Source organism: Bifidobacterium sp. JNUCC 75 (assembly GCF_054819865.1).
Genome location: NZ_JBTHIF010000001.1, coordinates 687,412 through 709,591, shown reverse-complemented (window position 1 = coordinate 709,591; position 22,180 = coordinate 687,412). Strand labels below are relative to the sequence as shown.

At 60.2% G+C, this 22,180-nt stretch carries 19 protein-coding genes, 3 tRNA genes and 1 pseudogene; 14 read left to right on the top strand and 9 right to left on the bottom strand.

From position 1 onward, the window contains the following. Nucleotides 1-4: 4 nt before the first annotated feature. The 4 genes and pseudogenes from ACVWNW_RS03100 to ACVWNW_RS03085 all read right to left on the bottom strand — a co-directional run bounded on the left by ACVWNW_RS03100 (nt 5) and on the right by ACVWNW_RS03085 (nt 2,539). Nucleotides 5-415 (bottom strand): MscL family protein, encoded by a 411-nt coding sequence (locus ACVWNW_RS03100; protein WP_390895337.1) that lies wholly within the window; start codon nt 413-415, stop codon nt 5-7. 718 nt (nt 416-1,133) lie between these two features. Further along, nucleotides 1,134-1,472: pseudogene (locus tag ACVWNW_RS03095) on the bottom strand (SAF domain-containing protein); the annotation flags it as partial. A 72-nt stretch (nt 1,473-1,544) separates the two neighbouring features. Beyond that, nucleotides 1,545-1,760 carry an FmdB family zinc ribbon protein gene (locus tag ACVWNW_RS03090; protein WP_044097723.1) on the bottom strand — a complete coding sequence of 72 codons (216 nt, stop codon included), beginning with the start codon at nt 1,758-1,760 and terminating at the stop codon, nt 1,545-1,547. Between the two features lie 101 nt (nt 1,761-1,861). Further along, nucleotides 1,862-2,539, bottom strand: a complete 678-nt coding sequence (locus ACVWNW_RS03085) for a 5-formyltetrahydrofolate cyclo-ligase (RefSeq protein WP_454482962.1) — start codon at nt 2,537-2,539, stop codon at nt 1,862-1,864. A 79-nt stretch (nt 2,540-2,618) separates the two neighbouring features. On the opposite strand from ACVWNW_RS03085, the gene ACVWNW_RS03080 reads away from it, so the two are divergent. The 13 genes from ACVWNW_RS03080 to rpmG all read left to right on the top strand — a co-directional run bounded on the left by ACVWNW_RS03080 (nt 2,619) and on the right by rpmG (nt 12,875). Continuing rightward, entirely contained in the window at nt 2,619-3,272 is a 654-nt protein-coding gene (locus tag ACVWNW_RS03080) for a GNAT family N-acetyltransferase (protein ID WP_454482960.1), read from the top strand. A 103-nt stretch (nt 3,273-3,375) separates the two neighbouring features. After that, nucleotides 3,376-4,803, top strand: a complete 1,428-nt coding sequence (locus ACVWNW_RS03075) for a hypothetical protein (RefSeq protein WP_454482958.1) — start codon at nt 3,376-3,378, stop codon at nt 4,801-4,803. 178 nt (nt 4,804-4,981) lie between these two features. Next, nucleotides 4,982-5,275: a co-chaperone GroES gene (gene groES, locus ACVWNW_RS03070; protein WP_015022393.1), complete on the top strand. Its 294-nt coding sequence runs from the start codon at nt 4,982-4,984 to the stop codon at nt 5,273-5,275. Between the two features lie 120 nt (nt 5,276-5,395). After that, nucleotides 5,396-6,496, top strand: coding sequence for a histidinol-phosphate transaminase (locus ACVWNW_RS03065; protein WP_198208164.1), 1,101 nt, complete (start codon nt 5,396-5,398; stop codon nt 6,494-6,496). A 180-nt stretch (nt 6,497-6,676) separates the two neighbouring features. Next, nucleotides 6,677-7,165, top strand: coding sequence for a class Ib ribonucleoside-diphosphate reductase assembly flavoprotein NrdI (nrdI, locus tag ACVWNW_RS03060; protein WP_454482956.1), 489 nt, complete (start codon nt 6,677-6,679; stop codon nt 7,163-7,165). Nucleotides 7,166-7,230: 65 nt separating this feature from the next. Then, nucleotides 7,231-8,226: a class 1b ribonucleoside-diphosphate reductase subunit beta gene (nrdF, locus tag ACVWNW_RS03055; RefSeq protein ID WP_046323878.1), complete on the top strand. Its 996-nt coding sequence runs from the start codon at nt 7,231-7,233 to the stop codon at nt 8,224-8,226. A 175-nt stretch (nt 8,227-8,401) separates the two neighbouring features. Then, nucleotides 8,402-8,899, top strand: coding sequence for a class Ib ribonucleoside-diphosphate reductase assembly flavoprotein NrdI (gene nrdI, locus ACVWNW_RS03050; RefSeq protein ID WP_015022389.1), 498 nt, complete (start codon nt 8,402-8,404; stop codon nt 8,897-8,899). A gap of 51 nt (nt 8,900-8,950) precedes the next feature. Further along, nucleotides 8,951-11,146: a class 1b ribonucleoside-diphosphate reductase subunit alpha gene (gene nrdE / locus ACVWNW_RS03045; RefSeq protein ID WP_110425749.1), complete on the top strand. Its 2,196-nt coding sequence runs from the start codon at nt 8,951-8,953 to the stop codon at nt 11,144-11,146. 170 nt (nt 11,147-11,316) lie between these two features. Continuing rightward, nucleotides 11,317-12,312 (top strand): class 1b ribonucleoside-diphosphate reductase subunit beta, encoded by a 996-nt coding sequence (gene nrdF / locus ACVWNW_RS03040; RefSeq protein ID WP_015022387.1) that lies wholly within the window; start codon nt 11,317-11,319, stop codon nt 12,310-12,312. 116 nt (nt 12,313-12,428) lie between these two features. Continuing rightward, a tRNA-Tyr gene (locus ACVWNW_RS03035) sits at nt 12,429-12,510 on the top strand. 1 nt (nt 12,511) lies between these two features. After that, nucleotides 12,512-12,583: transfer RNA gene (locus ACVWNW_RS03030), tRNA-Thr, on the top strand. 4 nt (nt 12,584-12,587) lie between these two features. Continuing rightward, a tRNA-Met gene (locus tag ACVWNW_RS03025) sits at nt 12,588-12,661 on the top strand. Nucleotides 12,662-12,707: 46 nt separating this feature from the next. Continuing rightward, nucleotides 12,708-12,875 (top strand): 50S ribosomal protein L33, encoded by a 168-nt coding sequence (gene rpmG, locus ACVWNW_RS03020; RefSeq protein WP_015022386.1) that lies wholly within the window; start codon nt 12,708-12,710, stop codon nt 12,873-12,875. A 161-nt stretch (nt 12,876-13,036) separates the two neighbouring features. Here the strand turns inward: rpmG and ACVWNW_RS03015 are convergent, their stop codons facing one another. The 5 genes from ACVWNW_RS03015 to ACVWNW_RS02995 all read right to left on the bottom strand — a co-directional run bounded on the left by ACVWNW_RS03015 (nt 13,037) and on the right by ACVWNW_RS02995 (nt 20,395). Next, nucleotides 13,037-14,368: an O-acetylhomoserine aminocarboxypropyltransferase/cysteine synthase family protein gene (locus tag ACVWNW_RS03015; RefSeq protein WP_454483354.1), complete on the bottom strand. Its 1,332-nt coding sequence runs from the start codon at nt 14,366-14,368 to the stop codon at nt 13,037-13,039. A gap of 112 nt (nt 14,369-14,480) precedes the next feature. Next, nucleotides 14,481-16,262, bottom strand: a complete 1,782-nt coding sequence (locus ACVWNW_RS03010) for an ATP-binding cassette domain-containing protein (RefSeq protein ID WP_454482953.1) — start codon at nt 16,260-16,262, stop codon at nt 14,481-14,483. Beyond that, nucleotides 16,259-18,079, bottom strand: coding sequence for an ABC transporter permease (locus ACVWNW_RS03005; RefSeq protein WP_454482950.1), 1,821 nt, complete (start codon nt 18,077-18,079; stop codon nt 16,259-16,261). The genes ACVWNW_RS03010 and ACVWNW_RS03005 overlap by 4 nt, the downstream gene beginning before the upstream one ends. Nucleotides 18,080-18,088: 9 nt before the next feature. Then, nucleotides 18,089-19,279, bottom strand: a complete 1,191-nt coding sequence (locus ACVWNW_RS03000) for an ABC transporter substrate-binding protein (protein ID WP_454482948.1) — start codon at nt 19,277-19,279, stop codon at nt 18,089-18,091. A gap of 51 nt (nt 19,280-19,330) precedes the next feature. Continuing rightward, complete coding sequence (locus ACVWNW_RS02995) at nt 19,331-20,395, bottom strand: uroporphyrinogen decarboxylase family protein (protein WP_454482946.1); 1,065 nt, start codon at nt 20,393-20,395, stop codon at nt 19,331-19,333. A gap of 387 nt (nt 20,396-20,782) precedes the next feature. Between ACVWNW_RS02995 and ACVWNW_RS02990 the strand changes: the two genes are divergently transcribed. Further along, complete coding sequence (locus ACVWNW_RS02990) at nt 20,783-22,012, top strand: FAD-binding protein (RefSeq protein ID WP_454482944.1); 1,230 nt, start codon at nt 20,783-20,785, stop codon at nt 22,010-22,012. The last annotated feature ends 168 nt before the right edge of the window (nt 22,013-22,180 follow it).

Sequence of the window (22,180 nt, the reverse complement as noted above, 5' to 3'; positions counted from 1 at the left end):
GGTTCTAATTCTGTCCCGTCGGCAGACCGGTTCCGGCATCTTGACTGTCTGCACCTGTTGACTGGTGGATGTCGGCGGCGATCTGGCGCAACAGCTGCAGGCTCTGGTCCTGGGGGCTGGGTGCGTTGGGCTGGTCCTTGATGCCCGAGGCGGCCCTGCTCAGTTGCCGCAGCTTGTTGATGGGCATAATGATGCAGAAGTAAACAGCGATGGCGATCAAGAGGAAGTTGAGTAGGGCGGTCAGAATGGCACCGAAAGAGATGGTGGCGTTCCGGTAGCTGATGGTAAGGAGCCCCGACAGGTCCGGTTTGCCGAAGATCATGGCGATCAGGGGGCTGATCAGATTGTTGACGATGGCGTTTACCACGCTGGTCACCGCTGAACCCATGACTACGCCCACGGCCATATCCACCATGGATCCGCGCGAGATGAACTGCTTGAATTCGCCCAGCACACCCTTGTTGCTGATCTGCGAGATCTTGTGCACTGCTTCGGCGGTATCCTTGGCCGCCACCTGATTGATCGAGGCCATCCTGCATCCTTCCGTAGCTGATGTAAGGCATGGAGCGCCCATGCCTCCTTCTTCCTCCATTATCGCGGGCGCAGGATGGTTTCGGTTTTCCGACATGATTGGAGGGTGTCGGTGCAGAGGTTCTTTCGGGGCGGATGGCAATGACAGGGGTGGATGGATCCAGTGACAACAAGAGCAGGGCCTGATTGGCATCCAGAGCGAAGACGGACCGGGATCCTTGCCGGACTTGGCCGCCTTCTCGCCCGTCTGGATTGGATTGATTCCTGGGAACGGTCTGTGCTGGTTGTAAAACCAGTGCCTGCTCGGCTATCATGCAGCGTCCGCCACCCGAGGCCTGCCTGGGAGCAGGCGTCTGTACGTCGTTGACTTGTCGACTGTGGGCAAGCCCCGGCACCCTATCAGAACCGGGTTGGTCTCGCTTGGAGGATGGCGGCAGGGAACTGGATTGGGTGGGATGCGGAATGTTGTCGGCCGGGCAGTTCCCCGCGGCTAGCAAACTCACCTGATCGCCGGCCTGCAGGTCTCCCGGATCGTCGGCCAGGTGGACGGTCACTGCGGTGGTCCCGGCCGGCTGTGCCGGTCTGTTGCTGATCATGGCCGTGGTCAGCGGTTGCCCTGTGCGGACGCTGACCATCAGCCTCCGTCCGCGTACTTGCCCAAATGAAGCGATCAGGCCGGGCAGCTGTTCCCTGCCATGCAGGATCCGCGTCCGAACCATGGCAGGCTCGATGGCTGAGCCGCGTGCAATAGGCCGAGCGGCGACCAATACAGATAGGCGGCCCTGCGCCTGGACCAGGATCTGCAGGGCACAGAAGACTGCCAGCCCCAATGCCAGGGCGGCCCCTACGCGCCGTAGCCGAAAAAGCCGCCGTCGGCGAGTCAGGGTGCTGGTGACCGTTGAAGGCTTGTTCTTCTTGGTGAAGATGGGAAAATCGACCATGCCCCCAGCCTGCCAGAATGTTGTCCGGCGTATGGGTCCGCATGGTCGATGTGGTCGAATGTGCCTCTTGGTCTACTTGCTGCTTGTGGAGCTCGAAGAGGAGGAAGATGAGGCTCCGTCGGTCCGGTAGAAGCCATGGCCCTTGAACTCGATAGGCACTGCGGAGAAGACCTTGCGGACCTGCTGCTGCCCGCACTTGGGGCAGATGGTGATGGGTTCGTCGTTGAAAGACTGCTCCTTGGTAAAGTCGTATCCGCAGTTCTTGCAACGATAATGATAGGTGGGCACCGTTCTTTCCCTCCGCTGATGGTCGGTTCGCGCGACGATTGGTTCAACACCCAATATCCTAGTGGTGGCTTCGACCAGAAGAATCGGCACCTGGCCTCTCGTCAGTCTTGTTCATCACCATTATGGTCCGCTCCGGGCCTCCGTGACAGACCTGCGGCTGTGGGCGTGAAACCTTCGGGCGTCAGGACGGCATCCACAGGAAGATCATGGTCCAGATGGGGCAGAGGAGCTTCGACGAATTCGCCGGGCCAGCAGATGCCCACCACTGGGGTCTGTTCAGTGCACAAGGCCAAAGCCCGGTCATACCAGCCGCCGCCCCGACCCAGACGAATGCCGGTATGGTCGATGGCCAGTGCCGGCACCAGGATCAGATCAGCCTGATTCAAAGCCTGAGCTGGCAGTGCCGGCATATCGGGTTCGTCCGGCCGCCAGCCGGGAATCCGCTTCATGCCATCCAGATCATGCTCTGATTGCAGGCATCCCCAGCCTACTTGGGTGCCCGTGCCCAGCATGGGAATGAGCACCTGGTATCCCCGGCCCAGCAGAAGGTCAAGACTGGGGTCCATGGCTATCTCCCCCCGAATGGAGGCAAAGGCGGCCACGGTCAGGCTCTGGTCGCTTCGGGAGCGTTCGACTCTGGGGAGCACATGGTCGGCCAGCAGATAGGCCAGCTTGCGGCCCGCATCCAGGCATTGGGCTTGATCGATGTGCCTTCGGTCTTCAAGCAGCCGGCCACGCCGATCTTGCTTGCCCATATCGATGCGTTCCTGCTCGTTCATGTCCTCAGTTCTACCAGTAGGGGCTCTCTCGGATGGACGCCTGTCTGCCTCAGCTGCCGTTCGGTGAGAACATGGAATCATGTCGGTTCTGCATACCTTCCGTCAGGTCTGGCAGGGTTCCCGGGCCCGCTCGGACCATGCCCTGAATCTGCCCGAACGTCTGACCCCGCCTCCGGGCCATGGGGACTTCCTGCTGAGACCCATCTGCGAGGGTGATCAATCAGCATGGAATGCGGTTCGATGGAGGAATCGTGATTGGCTGGCTCCATGGGAATCTGGGGATCCCCGCCACGGACCTGGCATGACCTATGCCCAGTGGATGCAGGAGCTGGAGCGTGCCCGGCAGGAGGGTACTTCGGCGGTCTTCCTGATGGAGTTTCATCAGAGCATCGTAGGGCAGATTTCCCTAGGCGCCATCCGCTATGGGTCCATGTGCACGGCGGTAGCGGGCTACTGGGTTGACCAGGATTGGATTGGTCACGGATTCGCGCCCCTGGCCTTGGCCATGGTGGCGAATTGGGTCTTCAAGGATAGGAGCGGGCCTCATCTGCACCGTCTGGAGGTGGCGATTCTGCCTGAAAACCAGCGGTCCCTGCGTGTGGTACAAAAGCTGGGCATGGAGCCGGAGGGGCTGCGTCGCAGCTACATGTATGTAAACGGACAGTGGCGGGACCACCTGACCTTTGCCTGGATCAGCGACCAATTCGATCCAGATCTGCTGGCCCGTTTATGAATCCCCGGGGCAGACATGGTCGACACGCTGGGTTTGACTTGCCGCTTGGGGCATACCGTCAACTAACGTAGTACCTATGGTTTATGAATCACTCAGCAGCATCATGGTTTTGGTGATTGCAGTGATTCTGGTGCTGGGTTGGCTGCCGTTTCGCACCGTCAAGGGCATGAAGCGGGCCTCGGAGCATCGCCAGGACAGGCTTTCCACCTCCCTGCACATGGTGGGTCGGGAAGACGGTATGAGGTTCTGCGACAGGCAGTCGAGGACGGTGAAAGGGTTGGTCATGCAGCAAGGGCAGCAGGATGGCAACCGGCTGAGTCAGGCCCAGCGCATCAAGCAGATCAGACAGTTGCGCCGCGCGGCCATACGCCGTCGTCGCATCTTGGTCCTTACCCTGTTGGTCATCACTCTGCTGGTGGCTGGGCTCTCTTTCCTTATAGACTACAGCCCATGGTTCACTTTGATTCCTCTGGCCTTGGTGATAGTGGTGTTGGCCGCCGGCGCACATGCTTCGGCCCAGGCTAGGACTTGGGAGCGCAATTTGGCCCAGCGGCGTGCTAGGCAGCGTCGTCAGCAGGCGGCCAGTCTGACTAAGAGCAAGACCTCCGGCAGGCCTGTGCAGGCCAAGAATGAGGGCCGCACGGAAACTGCCACGGATGTGCTTGACCAGGGTGAGATTCGTCAAACGCTGGCTCAGGCCAAGGCTGATCAGCAGGCAGCACTCAAGGCCAGGCAGCACAATTCCACCAAGCCAGCAAAGCCGTCAGCCGGCACCAGCAAGGCTAAGGGTTCGGCCGGGTCCGTAAAGCCGAACGAGAAGACTGCTGCTCAGACCGGACATACCTCGAACAGGCAGCCCGTCACCAAGAAGACCTCTGAACAGACCCCAGCCAAACAAGCGGCTTCTCAACCGGCGGCTTCCAAACCAGCAGCTGCCAAATCTTCAAAGGCCCAAAAGGCTGCCTCCAAATCTGCTACGCCCAAGTCGCCAATGGACAAGTCCCCTGCCTCGAAGTCTGCAGTCCGGCCGATTTCTTCACACTCGATGCCTGCCCAATCCGCCGCTGCCCATTCAGGCAAGTCCGGATCGGTTTCTGCGTCTATCGGCAAAGAGCACCAGGCCTCGTCGGATCAGGCTTCCAAATCCGCGGCATCGTCGTCCTCGGCAAAGGCCCAGGAGGATGCCACCAACGAACTCGAACGCATCAATCCCTCTCCGGCCTTGGATGCTTTCGACATGGCGGCAGGCCAAGATCTGATTTCCTTCTCACTGGGATCGGCCCGCGGCGAGGAAGCGGACAAGGACGGCAAGAACAACGAAGATGAGGGTCCCCACAGCCTGGAGATCAAGTCAACCCGACAGGTCTCCGTGGCCCGCCCCCCCGAAAAGAAGAAGGCCGATGGGCGGCCCGACGACTTCCATGAGAGGGAGATGCAGGCCCAGGTCGAAGCGCCTGACCGTAGCGAGAACTCCCTATCCATTGGCGTGGAGGCCATATTGGCCCGGCGTCGTCCGTCAGCCAAGTCCTGAGGGGCCGATCGACAATCCATCTTTCACCACCAGCGTTAGCACTCAAGTTGGCAGAGTGCTAATTTCGCGCTACTATGACTTGTAGCGCAAAGGAATGCGTGGTGAGTGTTCGTCAGCCTCTCATCGACGTTCCGGCGTGGGTTCATTGGCTGTTCTCACAAGATGTAGGAGGTCCACAGTGTCGATTTCACTCACACCGTTGGAAGACAAGATCGTCATCAAGCAGGCTGAGGCGGAGACCAAGACCGCTTCCGGGCTGGTCATTCCTGATACCGCCAAGGAGAAGCCCCAGCAGGGCGAGGTGCTGGCGGCAGGCCCCGGCCGTCGTGACGACAAGGGCGAGCGCATCCCCATGGATGTCAAGGTTGGCGACAAGGTTCTGTACTCCAAGTACGGCGGCACCGAGGTCAACTACGGCGGCGAGGACTACCTGATCGTGTCCGCGCGCGACGTTCTGGCCATCCTCAAGTAAAGAGGCGGTGATTAGTGGCCCCTGGTCCTGCGGAAGGACCGGGGGCCATTTGCGTCTCGTCAGGACCGTGCAGCGGACCAGATGCCGCAGGGACATGTGGTGGCAGCTAGCATGGTGCCCATGTACTATCGTCATCGCGCCAGCATTGATTCCCTTCCCGGATACCGGCAGGGCAGTCCGGCACCAGCCGTTCCCGGGTTGACCAGTTACAAGATCTCCAGTAATGAGAACCCCTATCCGCCCCTGCCCGGCGTGCTTCAGACCGTCTCCGAGCAAGCCCTGGGCCATTTGAACCGCTATCCGGACATGCACGGCACCCGTCTGGTAGAGCGGCTGGCCAAGCTGCACGGGGTCGATCCAGCATGCATTCAGCTGGGATGCGGATCCACCGAGGTCATCACCCAGCTGGTTGACCTGGTGGCCGGTCACGGCGATCAGGTGGTCTATCCCTGGCGCAGCTTCGAGGCCTATCCCATCATCATCACCATGGCCGGCGCTACCGGGGTGCCTGTGCCCCTGGATAAGCAGGGGCGTCATGACATCGAGGCCATGATCGCCGCGGTCAATGACCACACCAGACTGGTCATTGTCAACAATCCCAACAATCCGACTGCGACCAACGTCGATCGCGATCAGGCCGAACGGCTCTTGCAAGCCCTGCCCGCAGACCTGCCGGTGCTCTTTGATGAGGCGTATATACAGTTCAACGACGACCCTGATCGAGCCGACGGATTGACGCTTATGCGCGAGCATCCCAATGTGATAGTGGCCCGGACCTTCTCCAAGGCCTATGGATTGGCTGGTCTGCGGATCGGATACGCTGTGGCAGCCGAGCCGATCATTGCCGGCATGAACAAGGTGGCCCTGCCCTTTGGCGTCACCGATGTGGCCCAGACGGCGGCAATGGCCAGCCTGGACGCACAGGATCGCCTGGCCGAACGGGTCCAGGCACTCAAGCAGGAACGGGCCAGGATCCTGGCTGGTTTGCAGGAGCAGGGGTGGAAGATTCCTGAGCCTCGGGCCAACTACTACTGGCTGCCTCTGGGCCAGGCCGCCGCACAGGCTGATCAGCTCTTCCGCGACGCAGGCTTGTCGGTCAGGACCTTCCCCGGCGAGGGCATCCGCATCACTGTGGGGGAGCGGGAAGCCAACGACCGGGTCCTGGAAGTTTGCGCTGATCTGCGTCGGCAGGGTTTACCGCAGGATCCGATTGCTGACTGAAGGCCGCATACTGCCGCGAGCGTAAATGCAAATAATTGCCGTCTCCGTCCTTGTCTGGAATGTCACAGCAAAGGCTGTTTTGCTCCTGTGAGCTTGTGTCGTCTTGGATAAACCTATATATTGTGGTTGGCTGGCCAAGCCTATCCAATATATAGTGTTTACCAAGGAGCAACAGTCACTATGTCCTCAGCAGATGTGGATCGGCACGATCCTCCCGATGGTGCCTCCAAGCTGGTGTACTTCTCCAGCGTCTCCAACAACACCCACCGCTTTGTGCAGCGGCTGGGCGTGGAGGGGGCCATCCGCATCCCCCTGTACGAGCGGCGCCAGCCCATGCCCATTATGGATGCGCCTTACCTTTTGCTGGTGCCCACCTATGGCGGCGGGTCAGCCAAGGGAGCCGTGCCCAAGCAGGTGATCCACTTCCTGAACAATCCGGTCAACCGCGGATTGATCCGCGGGGTCGTCACCTCAGGCAATCGGAACTTCGGCAGCGCCTATTGCGCGGCCGGCCCGCTGATAGCCCGTCGGTGCGGCGTCCCTGAGCTCTATCGATTCGAGCTGCTGGGCACCGCGGAGGATGTACAGGCGGTCAGGGCCATTCTGGTCGGAATGGGAGTGCAGCTCCAGCAGCAGTCGACTGTTTCACGAAAGGCGGTTTTGTCATGAGCCAGCAGGAAAGCACCAAAGAGAGCGCAAAGTCAGAGGCCGGCGTCTATGCCGACGACGAGATGATGCGCCAATCCATCACCCCGCCCCAGTACCGTGTCACCCCTGAGGCCAGGATTCGCCCGGTCAACTGGAACAACATCACCGACGAGAAGGATCTGGAGGTCTGGAACCGACTGGTCTCCAACTTCTGGCTGCCCGAGAAGGTGCCCCTGTCCAACGACATCCCATCCTGGAACACCCTGACCGATCATGAGCGTCAGACCACGGTCCGCGTCTTCACCGGACTGACCATGCTGGACACCACGCAGGCCACCATCGGTGAGCTGGTGCAGATCGATCACGCCCGCACCGAGCAGGAGCAGGCCATCTATACCAACATCGCCTTCATGCAGTCGGTCCATGCCCGCTCCTACTCCTCGGTCTTCTCCACGCTCTGCTCCAGCGAGGAGATCGACAAGGCCTACCGCTGGGCTGTGGCCAACGACGTCCTCCAGGAGCGCGTCCACACGGTCCTGCACGAGTATGTCAGCGAGGATCCCCTGAAGCGCAAGGTGGCCTCCACCATGCTCTCCTCGCTCATGCTCTATGCGGGCTTCTATCTGCCCCTTTACTTCTCCAGCCATGCCAAGCTGATGAATACGGCCGACATGATCCGTCTGATCCTGCGTGACAAGGCCATCCATGGCTATTACTCGGGCTACAAGTATCAGCGGGGTCTGGAGGAGAGGACCCAGGCCGACCAGGCCATGCTGGAGAAGTTCACCAACGATTTGCTGGACAAGCTCTACGACCTGGAGATGGTCTACTCCGGGCAGATTTATGAGGGCTTCCCCTTCGTCGAGGATGTCTTCGCCTTCGTTCGCTACAATGCCAACAAGGCGCTGATGAACCTGGGCTACCCGGCCCGGTTCGCGGCCGACCAGACCGATGTCAGTTCGGAGATCCTGGCGGCTCTGTCGCCCTCGGCCAACGAGAACCATGATTTCTTCTCGGGTTCGGGCTCTTCCTACGTCATGGGGCACTCCGAGTCCACGGACGACGACGACTGGGACTTCTAGGCGAGTTGGATCCGCTGTGATATTGGGCACAGAAAACCCTATATATGCTCACCGTTTTCAAGACCAATAGCACATATAGTAGTTCAGGCTCGCGCTGGGCGGGTTCTGATCGGTCCGTCTTCAGGGCGGGCATCACCGTCAAGACAGGCTCTGGATGGCCTGATCAGGAGGAAGCATGGAGCAACAGCAGACCGCCGGAACTGATTCGGAGCTCAGTGCTCCCGAGTTCGCCGCCCAGGGTCAGCGCCTGGGGGCCGTGGTCTACTTCTCGTCGGCCTCGCGCAACACCGCCCGGTTCATCGCCAACTGCCATTTGGATGACGAGGGGATTGACGTCTTCCGCATCCCTCTGAGGCCCAAGGATCCACCGCTCAACATTCGGCAGCCCTACATCCTGATTGTCCCCACCTATGGGGGCGGATCAGCCAAGAAGGCGGTCATGCCGCAGATCAAGCGCTTCCTGAACGACCCGGCCAACCGGGCCGGCATCCGCGGGGTCATCGCCTCGGGCAACACCAACTTCGGGGAGGCCTTCTGCATGGCGGGGGACATCATCTCCCGCAAGTGCAATGTGCCTTTCCTCTATTATTTCGAGCTCATGGGCACCAAGGAGGACCAGGAGAAGGTCCGCCGCGGGGTTGTGGATTTCTTCCGCAACCACCCCGAGTCCTGAGCCTATTTCATTACACGCACTATCACTGCAATACTCATGAAAGGACACCCGATGGGAGCAAACGAGGACACGTCCCTGGCCCTGGATAGGACCGCATCCGAGGATGAGGAGACCTTCGATCCGGCTCACGACTACCATGCCCTGAACGCCATGCTGAACCTGTACGACAAGGACGGCAGGATTCAGTTCGACAAGGACCGCGAGGCCGAACGCCAGTACATGGACCGGCACGTACGGCCCAACACCATGACTTTCCCCTCCACGGCCGAGAGGATTGCCTACCTCCTGGATCACGAGTACTACGATCGGAAGGTCTTCGAGAGCTACACTCCTGAGTTCCTGGACAGGATCTACAAGCATGCGGCCGAGAGCGGCTTTGAGTTCGAGACCTTCCTGGGTGCCTTCAAGTTCTATACCTCCTATGCGCTGAAGACCTTCGATGGCAAGCGCTACCTGGAGGACTTCCCCCAGCGCTGTGTGGCCGTGGCCCTGGAGCTGGCCGACGGGGATGAGCAGGCCGCCATGAAGTACACGGATGAGATCATCTCCGGACGCTTCCAGCCCGCCACCCCAACCTTCCTGAACCTGGGCAAGGCCCAGCGCGGCGAGCCGGTCTCCTGCTTCCTGGTGCGCATCGAGGACAACATGGAGTCCATCTCCCGCGGCGTCAACGCTGCCTTGCAGCTGTCCAAGAGGGGCGGTGGCGTGGCCCTGCTGCTCAGCAACCTGCGCGAGATGGGCGCGCCCATCAAGCACATCGAGAACCAGTCCAGCGGCGTGGTCCCGGTCATGAAGCTTCTGGAGGACTCCTTCTCCTATGCCAATCAGCTGGGTGCCCGTCAGGGAGCCGGCGCCGTCTACCTGTCGGCCCACCATCCTGACATCATGCGTTTCCTGGACACCAAGCGGGAGAACGCGGACGAGAAGATCCGCATCAAATCCCTGGCCCTGGGCGTGGTCATTCCCGACATCACCTTCGAGCTGGCCAAGCGCAAGGAGCCCATGGCTCTCTTCTCGCCGTACGACGTGGAGCGGGTCTACGGCAAGCCCTTCGCTGACATCCCCATCACCGAGCACTACGAGGAGATGGTCAAGGACAAGCGGATCCACAAGAAGTACATCGATGCCCGTGACTTCTTCATGACCCTGGCCGAGATCCAGTTCGAGTCCGGCTACCCCTACATCCTCTTCGAGGACACGGTCAACAAGGCCAACCCCATCGACGGCCGGATCACCATGTCCAACCTCTGCTCGGAGATCCTGCAGGTCCAGGAGCCCAGCACCTACTCCGAGAATCTGAACTATGAGCATATCGGCCGCGACATCTCATGCAACCTGGGATCCCTCAACATCGCCAAGGCCATGGACGGCGGTCTGGCCGACACGGTCGAAACCTCGGTGCGGGCCCTGACATCCGTCTCTGACCACACCAACATCGAGGCTGTTCCCTCCATCAAGCGGGGCAACGACGAGGGTCATGCCATCGGTCTGGGTCAGATGAACCTCCATGGCTTCCTGGCCCGTGAGGGCATCCACTACGGGTCCGAGGAGGGGCTGGACTTCACCGACATGTACTTCATGACCGTGGCCTACCATGCCTACAGAGCCTCCCATGCCTTGGCCGTGGAGCGGGGGAAGGCCTTCGCCTCCTTCGCCAAGTCCGACTATGCCAAGCCTGCCGGCCAGGGGAACTACTTCGACAAGTACACTGAGGGCAGCCGTTCCCTGGAGCCCAGGACCCAGCGGATCAAGGACCTCTTCGACCAGTACAAGGTCCACATTCCCACGGTTGAGGACTGGAAGGAACTCCAGGCGGCCATCCTCAAGGACGGCATCTACAACCAGAACCTCCAGGCTGTCCCCCCGACCGGATCCATCTCCTACATCAACCACTCCACCAGCTCCATCCACCCGATCGCCTCCAAGATCGAGATCCGCAAGGAGGGCAAGATCGGACGCGTCTACTACCCGGCTCCCTACATGACCAACGAGAACCTGGACTACTTCGAGGACGCCTACGAGATCGGCTGGAAGAAGATCGTGGACACCTATGCCGAGGCTACTCAGCATGTGGACCAGGGACTCTCGCTGACCCTCTTCTTCCCCGACACAGCCACCACCCGCGATCTGAACAAGGCTCAGATCTACGCCTGGCGCAAGGGGATCAAGACCCTCTACTACATCAGGATCCGCCAGCAGGCGCTGGAAGGCACCGAGGTCGAAGGCTGCGTCAGCTGCATGCTTTAAGGCACGTGTCCTAAGGCATATGCAATCCAAGGTCGGTGCCGTCTGTGAGGGCGGCGCCGACCCTTTGGCATCCACGTCCACAGGTCGGGTCCGTCCATGCGGTAGACTGACGGTCCTGTCATGATCCGCTTTGCACTGTCGAACACCTATCCAACAAGGAGCAATCAACCATGGTCCCACCCATTTCCATTCCCCGGCAGCCGCTGAAGCTGATCGACCGGGTCTCCGCCATCAACTGGAACCGTCTGGAGGACGAGAAGGACCTGGAGGTCTGGGACCGTCTGACCGGCAACTTCTGGCTGCCCGAGAAGGTTCCCGTCAGCAATGATCTGCCCTCCTGGCAGGCCATGAGCGAGGAGGAGCACACCCTGACCATGCGGGTCTTCACCGGTCTAACCCTTCTGGACACCATCCAGGGGACCGTGGGCGCCGTCAGCCTGATCCCGGATGCCTTGACTCCCCATGAGGAGGCGGTCTACACCAACATCGCCTTCATGGAGTCGGTCCATGCCAAGTCCTACTCCTCCATCTTCTCCACCTTGGCCTCCACGCCACAGATTGACGCCGCCTTCGAGTGGAGCGAGCACAACGAGTTCCTCCAGCGCAAGGCCCAGATCGTCCTGGACTACTACGAGGGCGACAATCCCCTGAAACGCAAGGTGGCCTCCACCCTGCTGGAGTCCTTCCTCTTCTACTCGGGCTTCTACCTGCCCATGTACTTCTCCAGCCATGCCAAGCTGACCAACACGGCTGATCTGATTCGCCTGATCATCCGTGATGAGGCCGTGCACGGCTATTACATCGGCTACAAGTACCAGAAGGGGCTGGCCAAGGTCTCCGACTCTGAGCGTCAGGCCATGAGCGACTACACCTACGAGCTCCTGGGCGACCTGTACGACAACGAGGTGGAATACACCGAGAGCCTGTATTCCGGAGTGGGTCTGGTGGAGGACGTCACCAAGTTCCTGCGCTACAACGGCAACAAGGCGCTGATGAACCTGGGCTATCCGGCACTCTTCCCCTCGGACAGCACCGACGTGAATCCGGCCATCATCGCCTCGCTGAGTCCCAACGCCGACGAGAACCACGACTTCTTCTCCGGCTCGGGCTCCTCCTATGTCATGGGCAAGGCTGTGGAGACAGACGACGACGACTGGGATTTCTGACCAGTCTGTCCCGCTCCGACGCGGAAGACACGGCGTCGGAGCGGGACTTGCGGAAAATGGAAAAACATGTCATTATAGGCAAGTTGCCGTACGGAGCTCCGGTTCTAGTGCGACATGGCGGATTTCCCAAGCGGTCAAAGGGAGCTGACTGTAAATCAGCCGCGTAATGCTTCAGAGGTTCGAATCCTCTATCCGCCACGCCTCGGTAGCTCAGTGGCAGAGCACTTCCTTGGTAAGGAAGAGGTCGTGAGTCCGATTCTCACCCGAGGCTCTCTGGCGGGGTAGCTCAGCTGGCTAGAGCGTACGACTCATAATCGTAAGGTCAAGAGTTCGAGTCTCTTCCTCGCTACTGTGGCCGACATACGTCGGTCGTGCAACGACTATAGAGGTGAACCATGGCAAAAGCCGCAGATATCCGTCCTGGCATTACGCTGGCGTGCACCGTGTGCAAGGAGCGTAATTACATTACGACCAAGAACCGTCGTAACACTCCTGACCGTCTGGAGCTCAAGAAGTTCTGCCCCCGTTGCGGCAAGCATACCCTGCACCGGGAGACTCGCTGAGTTCTTCCTATCGTTTGGCTTCATAAGGACCCGACCACCTGGTCGGGTCCTTTTTTTATACAAGAGGCTCTTCTTTATGCAACTCTGCATATATGTCTGCTCCGTATTATCCGGGATGTGTTGGGAGCAGAATGGGTTTTGTGATGTAGAGGACGCAGCTTTTAGAGCGTGTTCGGGTAGGCGGCTGCAAAGGCCTGATCCAGGTCGGCGATCAGGTCATCCGGGTTCTCCAGACCTACGGAGATTCGAATCAGGTCGTCGCCCACACCAGCACTGAGACGGTAGGGGCCCGGAACCTCCCTGTGGGTGATCCTGGCCGGGTCCACAATCAGGGTGCGACAGTCGCCGATGTTGGGCATGTAGCTCATGAGACGCACCGAGTCCACGATGCGCTTGACCTGCCCGTAGCCTCCCTGGACCTTGAAGGAGAGAATCGTGCCGACGCCCTTGGGCAGCAGGGTTGATGCCAGGCGGTCCTGTTGGTCCGCATCGCCCTGGTACCGACCCTCCGGAATGCCTGAGTAGTTGACCTGTTCCACCTGGGGAATGGTCAGCAGGTGGCGGGCCAGGATCGCTGCCGTCTTTACCTCGGCGGCGACCCGCTGGGCCAGGGTCTCAAGGCCGGTCAGTTGCAGGTAGGCGGTGAAAGGGCTCATGACGGCCCCGAAGGTGTGCAGGTATTTGGTATGGACCCTGTGGAGGAAGGCCATCTTGCCGAAGGCATCCAGAAAGCTGACCATGGACCCGTGCCGCTCATCGCTGATGATCAGTTCGGGCTGGCTCATTTGCGGGAAGCGGCCATTGCCCCAGTCGAACCGTCCCGCATCCACGATGACCCCGCCCAGTGCGTTGCCGTGGCCGCTGATCCCCTTGGTGGTCGAGTGGACGACGATGTCGGCGCCGAAGTCGATTGGGTTGAGCAGGTAGGGGGTGGGCACCGTATTGTCGATGATCAGGGCCAGCCCATGCCGATGGGCCAGGTCGGCCAGGCCGGGGATGTCGGCTATGGCTGTGGACGGATTGGCCACGGACTCGGCGAAGATGGCCCTGGTGTTGTCTTGGATCAGGGATTCCACTGTGTCAAGGTCGTTGATGTCATCCACAAAATCCGTTTCAATGCCGAAGTTGGGAAAGAAGGTCTTCATGGCATCCACCGAGGTTCCATAAAGATCGACCGGGGAAATTAGTCTCCCGCCGCCTTCGGCTGCGCACATGAGGGCTGACGACACGGCGGCCATCCCTGAGGCCATGGCCACAGCCCCCTTGCCCCCCTCCAGGCTGGCCAGGCGGTCCTCCAGGACCTTGACCGTAGGATTGGCCAGGCGTGAGTAAGAGAACCCTTGAATTTCACCGGCGGCCAGGGCATCTCCCCGGTCGGCGGTGACCATGTCAAAAGCGGCCGACTGGTAGATGGGGACGCTGGCCGCGCCTCCGCCTTGGCTTTGACAGTCATAGCCGTCATGGACGGCTTTTGTCGCGAATCCTTTGCTCATGCGGGTGTGTTCCTCTGCTTGTATCCGGTTGGAAATCCTTCCCTGACCCACCATCGAATCGTCTTTTAGGGTCTCGGGCAAGGCTCCGCCCATAGGTGTTCCTTATTGCCCGCTATCGTGAGGTTGCCTTGCCTAGGTATGCCTGGCGGACACGTTCGTCAGTCAAGAGCTGCTGAGCTGGTCCCTCCAGTCGGATCAGGCCGTTCTGCAGCACATATCCATAGTCGGCTATGGACAGGGCCAGCTCGGCCTGCTGTTCGACCAAAAGGATGGAGATGCCTAGTTGGTCCCGAAGAGAGGCAATCTGCTCCAGTACTTGATCAACCAGCTTTGGTGAGAGGCCCATAGTCGGTTCGTCCATGCATATCAGCCGAGGATGGCTCATCAGCGCCCTGCCGAAGGCCAGCATCTGCTGCTCGCCTCCTGAAAGGGTGCCGGCCTGTTGCCCACGGCGTTCGGCCAGGCGCGGGAACCGTTCATATATAGCATCCAGATCCTGCTCGATCTGATTGCGTTTCCCTTGAGTGTAGGCGCCCATGCGCAGGTTCTCCTCCACGCTCATGGCCGCAAAGACCCTTCTTGCCTCCGGAACTGAGGCGATTCCGGAACGGACCCGATCCTTGGTGGGGGTGTGGGTGATTTCCCGTCCATCCAAATGGATGGTCCCCTCCTTTGGAGCGAGCAGGCCCAGAATGGTCTTCATGGTTGTGGACTTGCCCGAAGCATTCCCGCCCAGGAGGGAGACGATGCCGCCTTGAGGAATGCGAAGACTGACATGGTCCAAGGCCTTGACCGGGCCATAGCTCACATCGATGGTATCCAGAGAGAGCAGGGTTCGGTCCCCTTCGACGGCTGGCTTCCCCTCGATATCATCGTGCGCCTCAGCTTTGGCTCTCAGGCCGGTTTCTGCGCCGCCGTGATCCTGGCTATTGATCTGTTCTGCAACGGTGGCCGGAGCCAGGGCGTTCTGCCGAGCCAGGACATTCGCTTGTCCACTCATGGGGGCATCGTTGCGGGGTCTGCGGTCGCCCAGGTATGCGGTGATGACGCGGGGGTCTGCACTGACCTGCCTGGGAAGTCCGGAGGCGATGATCCGGCCGCCGTCCATGGCGATGACCTGGTCGCAAAGCGCTTCGATCAGATCGATCTTGTGCTCGACCAGAAGCATGGTCTGACCCTGGGCCTTGAGCTCCAGGAGCTGTTGCAGCACCTCGGCTGTCTCCGACTGGTTCATTCCTGCCGTGGGTTCGTCCAAAACCAGGATGTCTGGGGAGCTGACGTGTGCTCTGGCTATCTCGGTACGTCGCCGGTTGGCGTAGGAGAGCGTGTAGGCGGCCTGGGCCCGGTGCTCCTCAAGGCGCTCGCTGAATCTGTCGATCTCAGACTGGACGGCCTTGCGCTCGGTGACCGCCTCCCTGCGGCAGGCGGGACCGGGCACCAGCGTCAGCCAGGTCTGCGTCAGCAGGGGGATCCATCGCAGGATGGGCCACTTTTCCAGACGGCGAAAGGGCCTGCGGGCTTCCAGGCGCCTATGGAATCCTACGGCCACGTTTTCTTCAACGCTCATGGTCGGGAAGACCCTGCCGTTCTGGAAGGTGCGGGACACCCCCTGCTCGGCCATGTCCGTGGCGGGCAGGCCGGTCACGGTGCGTCCCCTCAGACTGATCTGGCCCGAGTCGGGCTTGAGAAAGCCGCAGATCAGGTTGATGGTGGTGGACTTTCCTGATCCGTTGGGGCCGATAATGCCTATCACCTGGCCGGATGCCAGATCCATGTTCACATCGGCCACTGCCTGCAGCCCCTTGAAGCTCTTGCCTAGATTCCGCACGCTGAGCAGGGGCTGATCAGGATTGTCGCGTACAGGTTCGCGAATGCGCCGGTTGTCCGCCATCATGCCCTCCTTTTGGTTGAGAACAGGCCCTGCGGTCTGCAGATGATGAAGACGATCAGAACAAGTCCGTAGGCCATGATTCTCACCTCGGGCAGGATGCGCAGCAGCTCAGGGGCTCCTACCAGGATCAGGGAGCCGATCACGGCTCCGGTCGGGGACTTCATTCCGCCCAGGACGATGATGGTCAGAATCAGGGTCGACATGGTCGGGTTGAAGAGGGTTGGATCGATGTAGGTGTACTGGTGGGCCAGCAGGGCGCCTGCGATACCGGCTGAACCGCATGCCAGGGCGTAGGCCAGTGCCTTGTAGGCCCCTGTCCTGATCCCCAGGGACCAGGCCGCTTGTCCGTCCTCGCCGATGGCTTCGAAGACGTGGCCCAGATGTGAGGACCTGATCCGGGAGGTCACTGCAAGAACCAGAAGAAGGATGACCAGATCCAGCAAATACTGCATCTGCTGGGTATAGAGCGGCTTGCCCAGGAAGGTCGGCAAAGGAATGCCCTGCAGACCCAGGGAACCTCTTGTCAGAGGCTCCCAGATGCGGATGATGGCGACCATGACTGCTCCCACTCCTATGGTGGCGATAGCCACATAGTGGCCACTGAGCTTCCATACTGGGAATGTCAGCAGGGATGCAGCCAGGGCGGCAATGATGGCAGCTCCCAGCAGGGAAAGGGTGAAGGGCCAGTGTATGCGCATGGTCAGCAGGGCCGAGGCATAAGCTCCCACGGCCACAGGTCCTGCCAGTCCTAGGATGGTCTGACCGGCCGAGCCCGAGATCAGTGTTAGACCCACTGCAGCAATGGCATAAATGGTCACCTGGGTCCCGATGCCGGCCAGGTGGTCAGAGAAAATGAAGGGAGTGGCCAGAGCGGCTGCTGCAAGGCCGAGGTTGGCCCAAAGCGGCAGTCTGATGGGTCTGGCGGCTTCCGGGAGGGTTCCGGTCATGGGCTCCTTGCCCATGTCTGCCTTGCGGCCCAGAAATCCTGAGGGCTTGAGGATCAGAACCAGAAGAAGGGTGCCGAAGGTGATCAGGTCGTGCACGCCATCGCCGAAGAGCCCTACGCCGACGGCTTCAGCCAAACCCAGCACCAGGCCACCGATGATGGCTCCGGGAATGGATCCCAGTCCGCCGATGGCGGCGGCCACGAAGGCCGTCATGCCGATGGCGCTGCCGTCCATTGGGTTGATGTTCGTCTTGAACAGGCCGATGAAAATTCCTGCGATGCCCGCCAGAATCGACCCGATGACGAAAGCTATGGTGCGAATGGAGGTGACAGGCACTCCCATTTGCAATGCAGCCTGGGAATCCTGGGAGGTGGCCCTGATGGCCTGGCCGGTCTTGCCGTAGGTCAAGAAGGCCCAGAGCGCAACCATGCTGGCCAGGGCGATAAGACCCATGACCAAGTCGGAGGTGCCGAAGCTGATGCCCAGCGCATGCAGGTTGTGGGTAGGCAGCAGCTGGGGAAAGGGCCTGGTCTGGGAGCCGAAGATCAGCTGCATCCCGTTGTCCAGCACCTGCCCTACGCCCACAGTTCCCAAGAGCGCGGCAATCGGTTGCCGACCTTCCAGCGGAGTGATGACCAGGAGGTTGGTGACCAGGCCGACAAGGCCTGTGACCAGAACGACGGCCAGAATGGTGGGGATGAGTCCCCAACCCAGGGAGGAGCCCACCCACCAGGCCGTCATCATGCCAACCGCCACCAGTGACCCTTGTGCGAAGTTGGCCACATTGGTCACTCCGAAGACCAGGGACATCCCCACGGCGGCCAGAGCATATACGCCGCCGTGGATGAGTCCGGAAAAGAGCGTCTCGACCATGATCGCTGCTTACTCCTCGATCTGTTTGAATTTGCCCTGATCCACCTGAAGGAGGATGGGTTGGATCACATCTGCCCGTCTGGTTTTGGCATTGAACTTGAAGGTGCCGCCCTGGCCTTGATAGAGCGGGAAGTCCTTGACTTTTGTCAGGGCCTCCTGAATGCCCTGCCTGGTGGGGCTGGTCTTTTCACCCGCGTGGGCCAGGTCCATGATGGCCTGGTAGGCCGTGACTTCGAAGTTGCCGGGGACGATGTGGTACCGGTCCTCGAAGCTCTTGACGAAGGCCTTGGCCTTGGGATCCTTGGTGCCGGTTGCCGAGAAAGTCCCGGTGATGATGGTTCCTTGGGAGTTTGCCCCCGTCAAGGAGAGGAACTCCTTGGTTTCCTGGCCTCCGAAGAAGGGTCCCTTGTAGTCCAGCTTGTCGCGGAGGGTATTGAGAACCAATGCCCCGTCTGGTCCGTAGCCGATGTCCACCACAGCATCAGGGCCAGCGTTCTTGGCCGGAATCAGTATTGGCGTCAGATCAGTGGAATCAGGCAGGTAGGAGGACTGGTAAATGATCTGCACCCCTTGTTTGTCAGCGGCGTCTTTGAAGTGTTGGAATGATTCCTTCCCCCAGTCGTTTTCCAGATAGACGACGGAGACCTTCTTCGCACGTTTGGATATCGCCTCGGCGTTGACTTCCTGGTAGGTCTTATCTGATATCTGGGGCGTCCAGACATGATCGCCGGATTTGGTGAATACCGGGGAGGAGTTATTGAAGCCGTAATGGACCAGTCCGGCCTGCTGGAAGATGGGCGATGCAGCCGATGATGCTGGCGAAGAGTAGTCGCCCACAACGGCGATGACCGACTTGTCAGCAGCGATCTTGGGGGCGACAGCGGCATCCTGCTTGGCATCTGATTGAGTGTCGTAGTAATCGATGTCCAGGCGTTTGCCCTGTATTCCGCCCTTCTTGTTGATCTGGTCCTTGGCCAGGTCGAAGCCCTGCTGGAACATCTTTCCGTACTCGGCGTAGAGACAGGTCTTAGGGTAAATGGCAGCGATGGTCACATGGTCCGACGATCCTGCGGAGGAGCCCTTGTCGCCCCCCAATCCGCAGGCCGACAGCGCCCCGGCCATGGCCATGGAGATCATGAGGGCAACCATTGCCCTGATGGTGCCGTGATGCTGATGGTGCTGCTTTGAGGTGATGGCCATGATGTCTCCCTTGGGGTTTGGCGGTGGATGTCGGTGGGATTGTTTGTGGTTTCAGAGTTCCTTGGAGGCCCGGGTTCCGCTCAGAACGCGCAGGGCCTCCTCGTCGGCAGGCGTCGGGATGGTGCATGAAGGTGCCAGGAGGAAGGGACGGCCTTGGCGGGCCTGGATGGTCTGGTCCAGTTCCTCGCGGATCTGGTTCACGTCGCCGCCTGGGTTGAAGAGTTCGAAGTCGGCTCCGCCTACGGGTACGGCAGGAAAGTCGGTGCTGATTTCAGGATTGCCAGGGCGGAACTGATCCCAGTGGAGAAAATCAGGATTCAGGTCGGTGAATTCTTCAGGGTGTGCATCCTCCCGGCAGGTATGCACCAGGACCAGGGCATCCGGATTGGCTTGTCTGACCGCCTGGATCACGATCCGATCGTAGGGCTTGGCCCATTCCTCCAGTTGCGGCTGGTTGAAGTAGCCATGGCTGGCCAGGCCCGTTTCGGCGAAGAAGATGCCGTCCAGGCCTGCCCCGCCTTGCTCCTTGGGGCTGACCAGCAGGGTTGCGTAGTCGGCAAGGGTCCGGGCGATGTTGTCCAGCGCTGACTTGGCCGCCTCGGGCTGATCGAAGATCAGCGTCTGTCTGTTCAGATCCCTGTCGCCCTCTTGCACAGAGCCCTGCTCATCGGGATAGAGGGGAAGATCAGCCAGCAGAAGGAGGACCGAGAGCGGGGAGAAGACAGTGTCGATAACTGCTCGGTCCTCCAGGCCGTCTCGGATGGTCCTGGCGGCCTGGATCTGCTCTTGGAGGACCCTGTTGGTTTCGGGGTCGCGGTAGTCGATGCGGGCGATGTCCCCTGCATCCTGGATGGCTGCACGGACGGTGTGCGGGACCAGCCAATCATAGTGGTCCTTGTCGTAGACTGCGTCCCAGACCTCGGCATAATATATGGCCCTCGGATTGATCTTGACCCAGTCCCAATCCCACTTGCGGACGAAGTCCAAGGTGGCTGCGGCAAAATTCTCGGCACCGTATTCGTGTCCGATGTGGTGCTGCCAGGCCGAGGTCAGCCAGGCTTGGTTCCCCTGGCCATGGGCTATCTGGTGGAACTGGGTTCGTCTGTCTTCTGTCATTGCATTCTCATTTCCTGGTGCGTGTCCTGTGGACGCCCGATCAGGCGCCCACGGATTCCCGGTGCTCCTCGTCCGGAAACCGGGCTTTGGAGATTCCCCTTTCCAAAGCTCTTGTCACATAAAACCCCCAGGTAGCAGGCCGGTCAACGACCCGGCATATAGGTAATATCTATCGCCGCTAATCGTCCCTTGGCCCTGCGCGGGTCTTGCGAAAGCTATAGGAAAACCTGATAGGGGTGGGTCAGACCGGACTTTGCAGCCGTCTGGATGCGGTCTTGCTTCACTCTGATCATGGCTGATTGGTTGTTGCCAAGGGCGGTAGGCAGTCCCGGCATTGCGTCTGCCCGGGAGAAGCCCTCATAAGGGGACGATGATACAGTGAATTGCATGTCTGACGTATCCTCCAGAGACACCATTCCGACCTTTGCTGATATCACCACTGTGGGCATAGGCGGGAGCATGGCCGCCTTTGTTCAGCCCCGAAGCCGTGTGGGCTTGATCGAGGCTGTGGAGGGCGCGGATTCCAAGGGGCTGCCCCTCTGCCTGATCGGCGGAGGATCCAATCTGCTGGCCTCTGACCAGGACTTTCCCGGCGTGGTTGTGCGTGACACCCGCCAGGACATCAGCGTTCCTGACGAGGTGGCTCCGCCTGAGGGCGGCGTTCCTGTCGTTCATATCAATGCCACAGCTGGAACCAATTGGGATGACTTGGTCTCCTACTGCGTGCGCATGCATCTGGTTGGAGTAGAGGGTCTATCAGGCATCCCCGGGACTGTCGGGGCCTCGGTTGTCCAGAACATTGGCGCCTACGGCCAGGAGGTCGGGCGTCTTGTCGACTCGGTCGAGGTCTGGGACCGCCAGGACAAGGTCACTGCCTATCTACGTGCCTCTGATCTCGATTTCGGATACAGGACCTCCCTGCTCAAGCAGACCATGTACCAGGCGCCTGCCGTGCCAGATACGCGGTTCTTCCCCACTCCCCGGTACGTGGTGCTTTCTGTCACACTGGTTTTGCGGCACGGGTCTGCCGCTCAGGTGGATTCCGTCCAGCTTGCCAAGGCTCTAGGTGTGGAAGTTGGGGCAACCCTGCCTCTAGAGCGGATTCGACAGGCGGTCCTGACCGTCAGAGCAGGCAAGGGGATGCTGGAGGATCCCTACCGGTACCTGACTGATTGGATGGGGTCCTGCCGCCGAACCTCCGACCTGGAAGAGGCTCTGGAGGCAGTCCAGGATGACCTTCACGGCCCTAGGGGCGAGCGGGTGCTGCTTGACCGTCATAGCTGCGGGAGTTTCTTCACCAATCCGATCATCAGTCGTGAGGCCGCGGATGCCCTGCCGGCGGATGCCCCTCGCTATCCTGTCGAGGGCTCGACATTGGTCAAGACCTCAGCAGCCTGGCTGATCGATCATTCAGGTTTCCATAAGGGATTCGCTTTGGAGCAGGGGTCGGCTGCCGCTCTGTCTGACGTGCATACGCTGGCCTTGACCAACCGGGGAGGTGCCGGATCAGACGACATGGTGGCCCTGGCCCGTGCCATCCAGAAAGGCGTGGATTCCACCTTCGGCATCCGACTGATTCCCGAACCTGTCACCCTTGGTATTGATTTGGCCTGGTAGCCCCTGCTCCAAGCTTCGTTTCTTCGGACCCTCAGATCAATGCAAAGATCTGAGGGTCCGTTTTTTAATAATGCCGGGACAAGCAACAGCTGGCAACATATTCCTCCGCCATCCCTCTATCACATAGCTTGAAAACAGCAATGGACGAATCGGACAGTCACCCGCGTT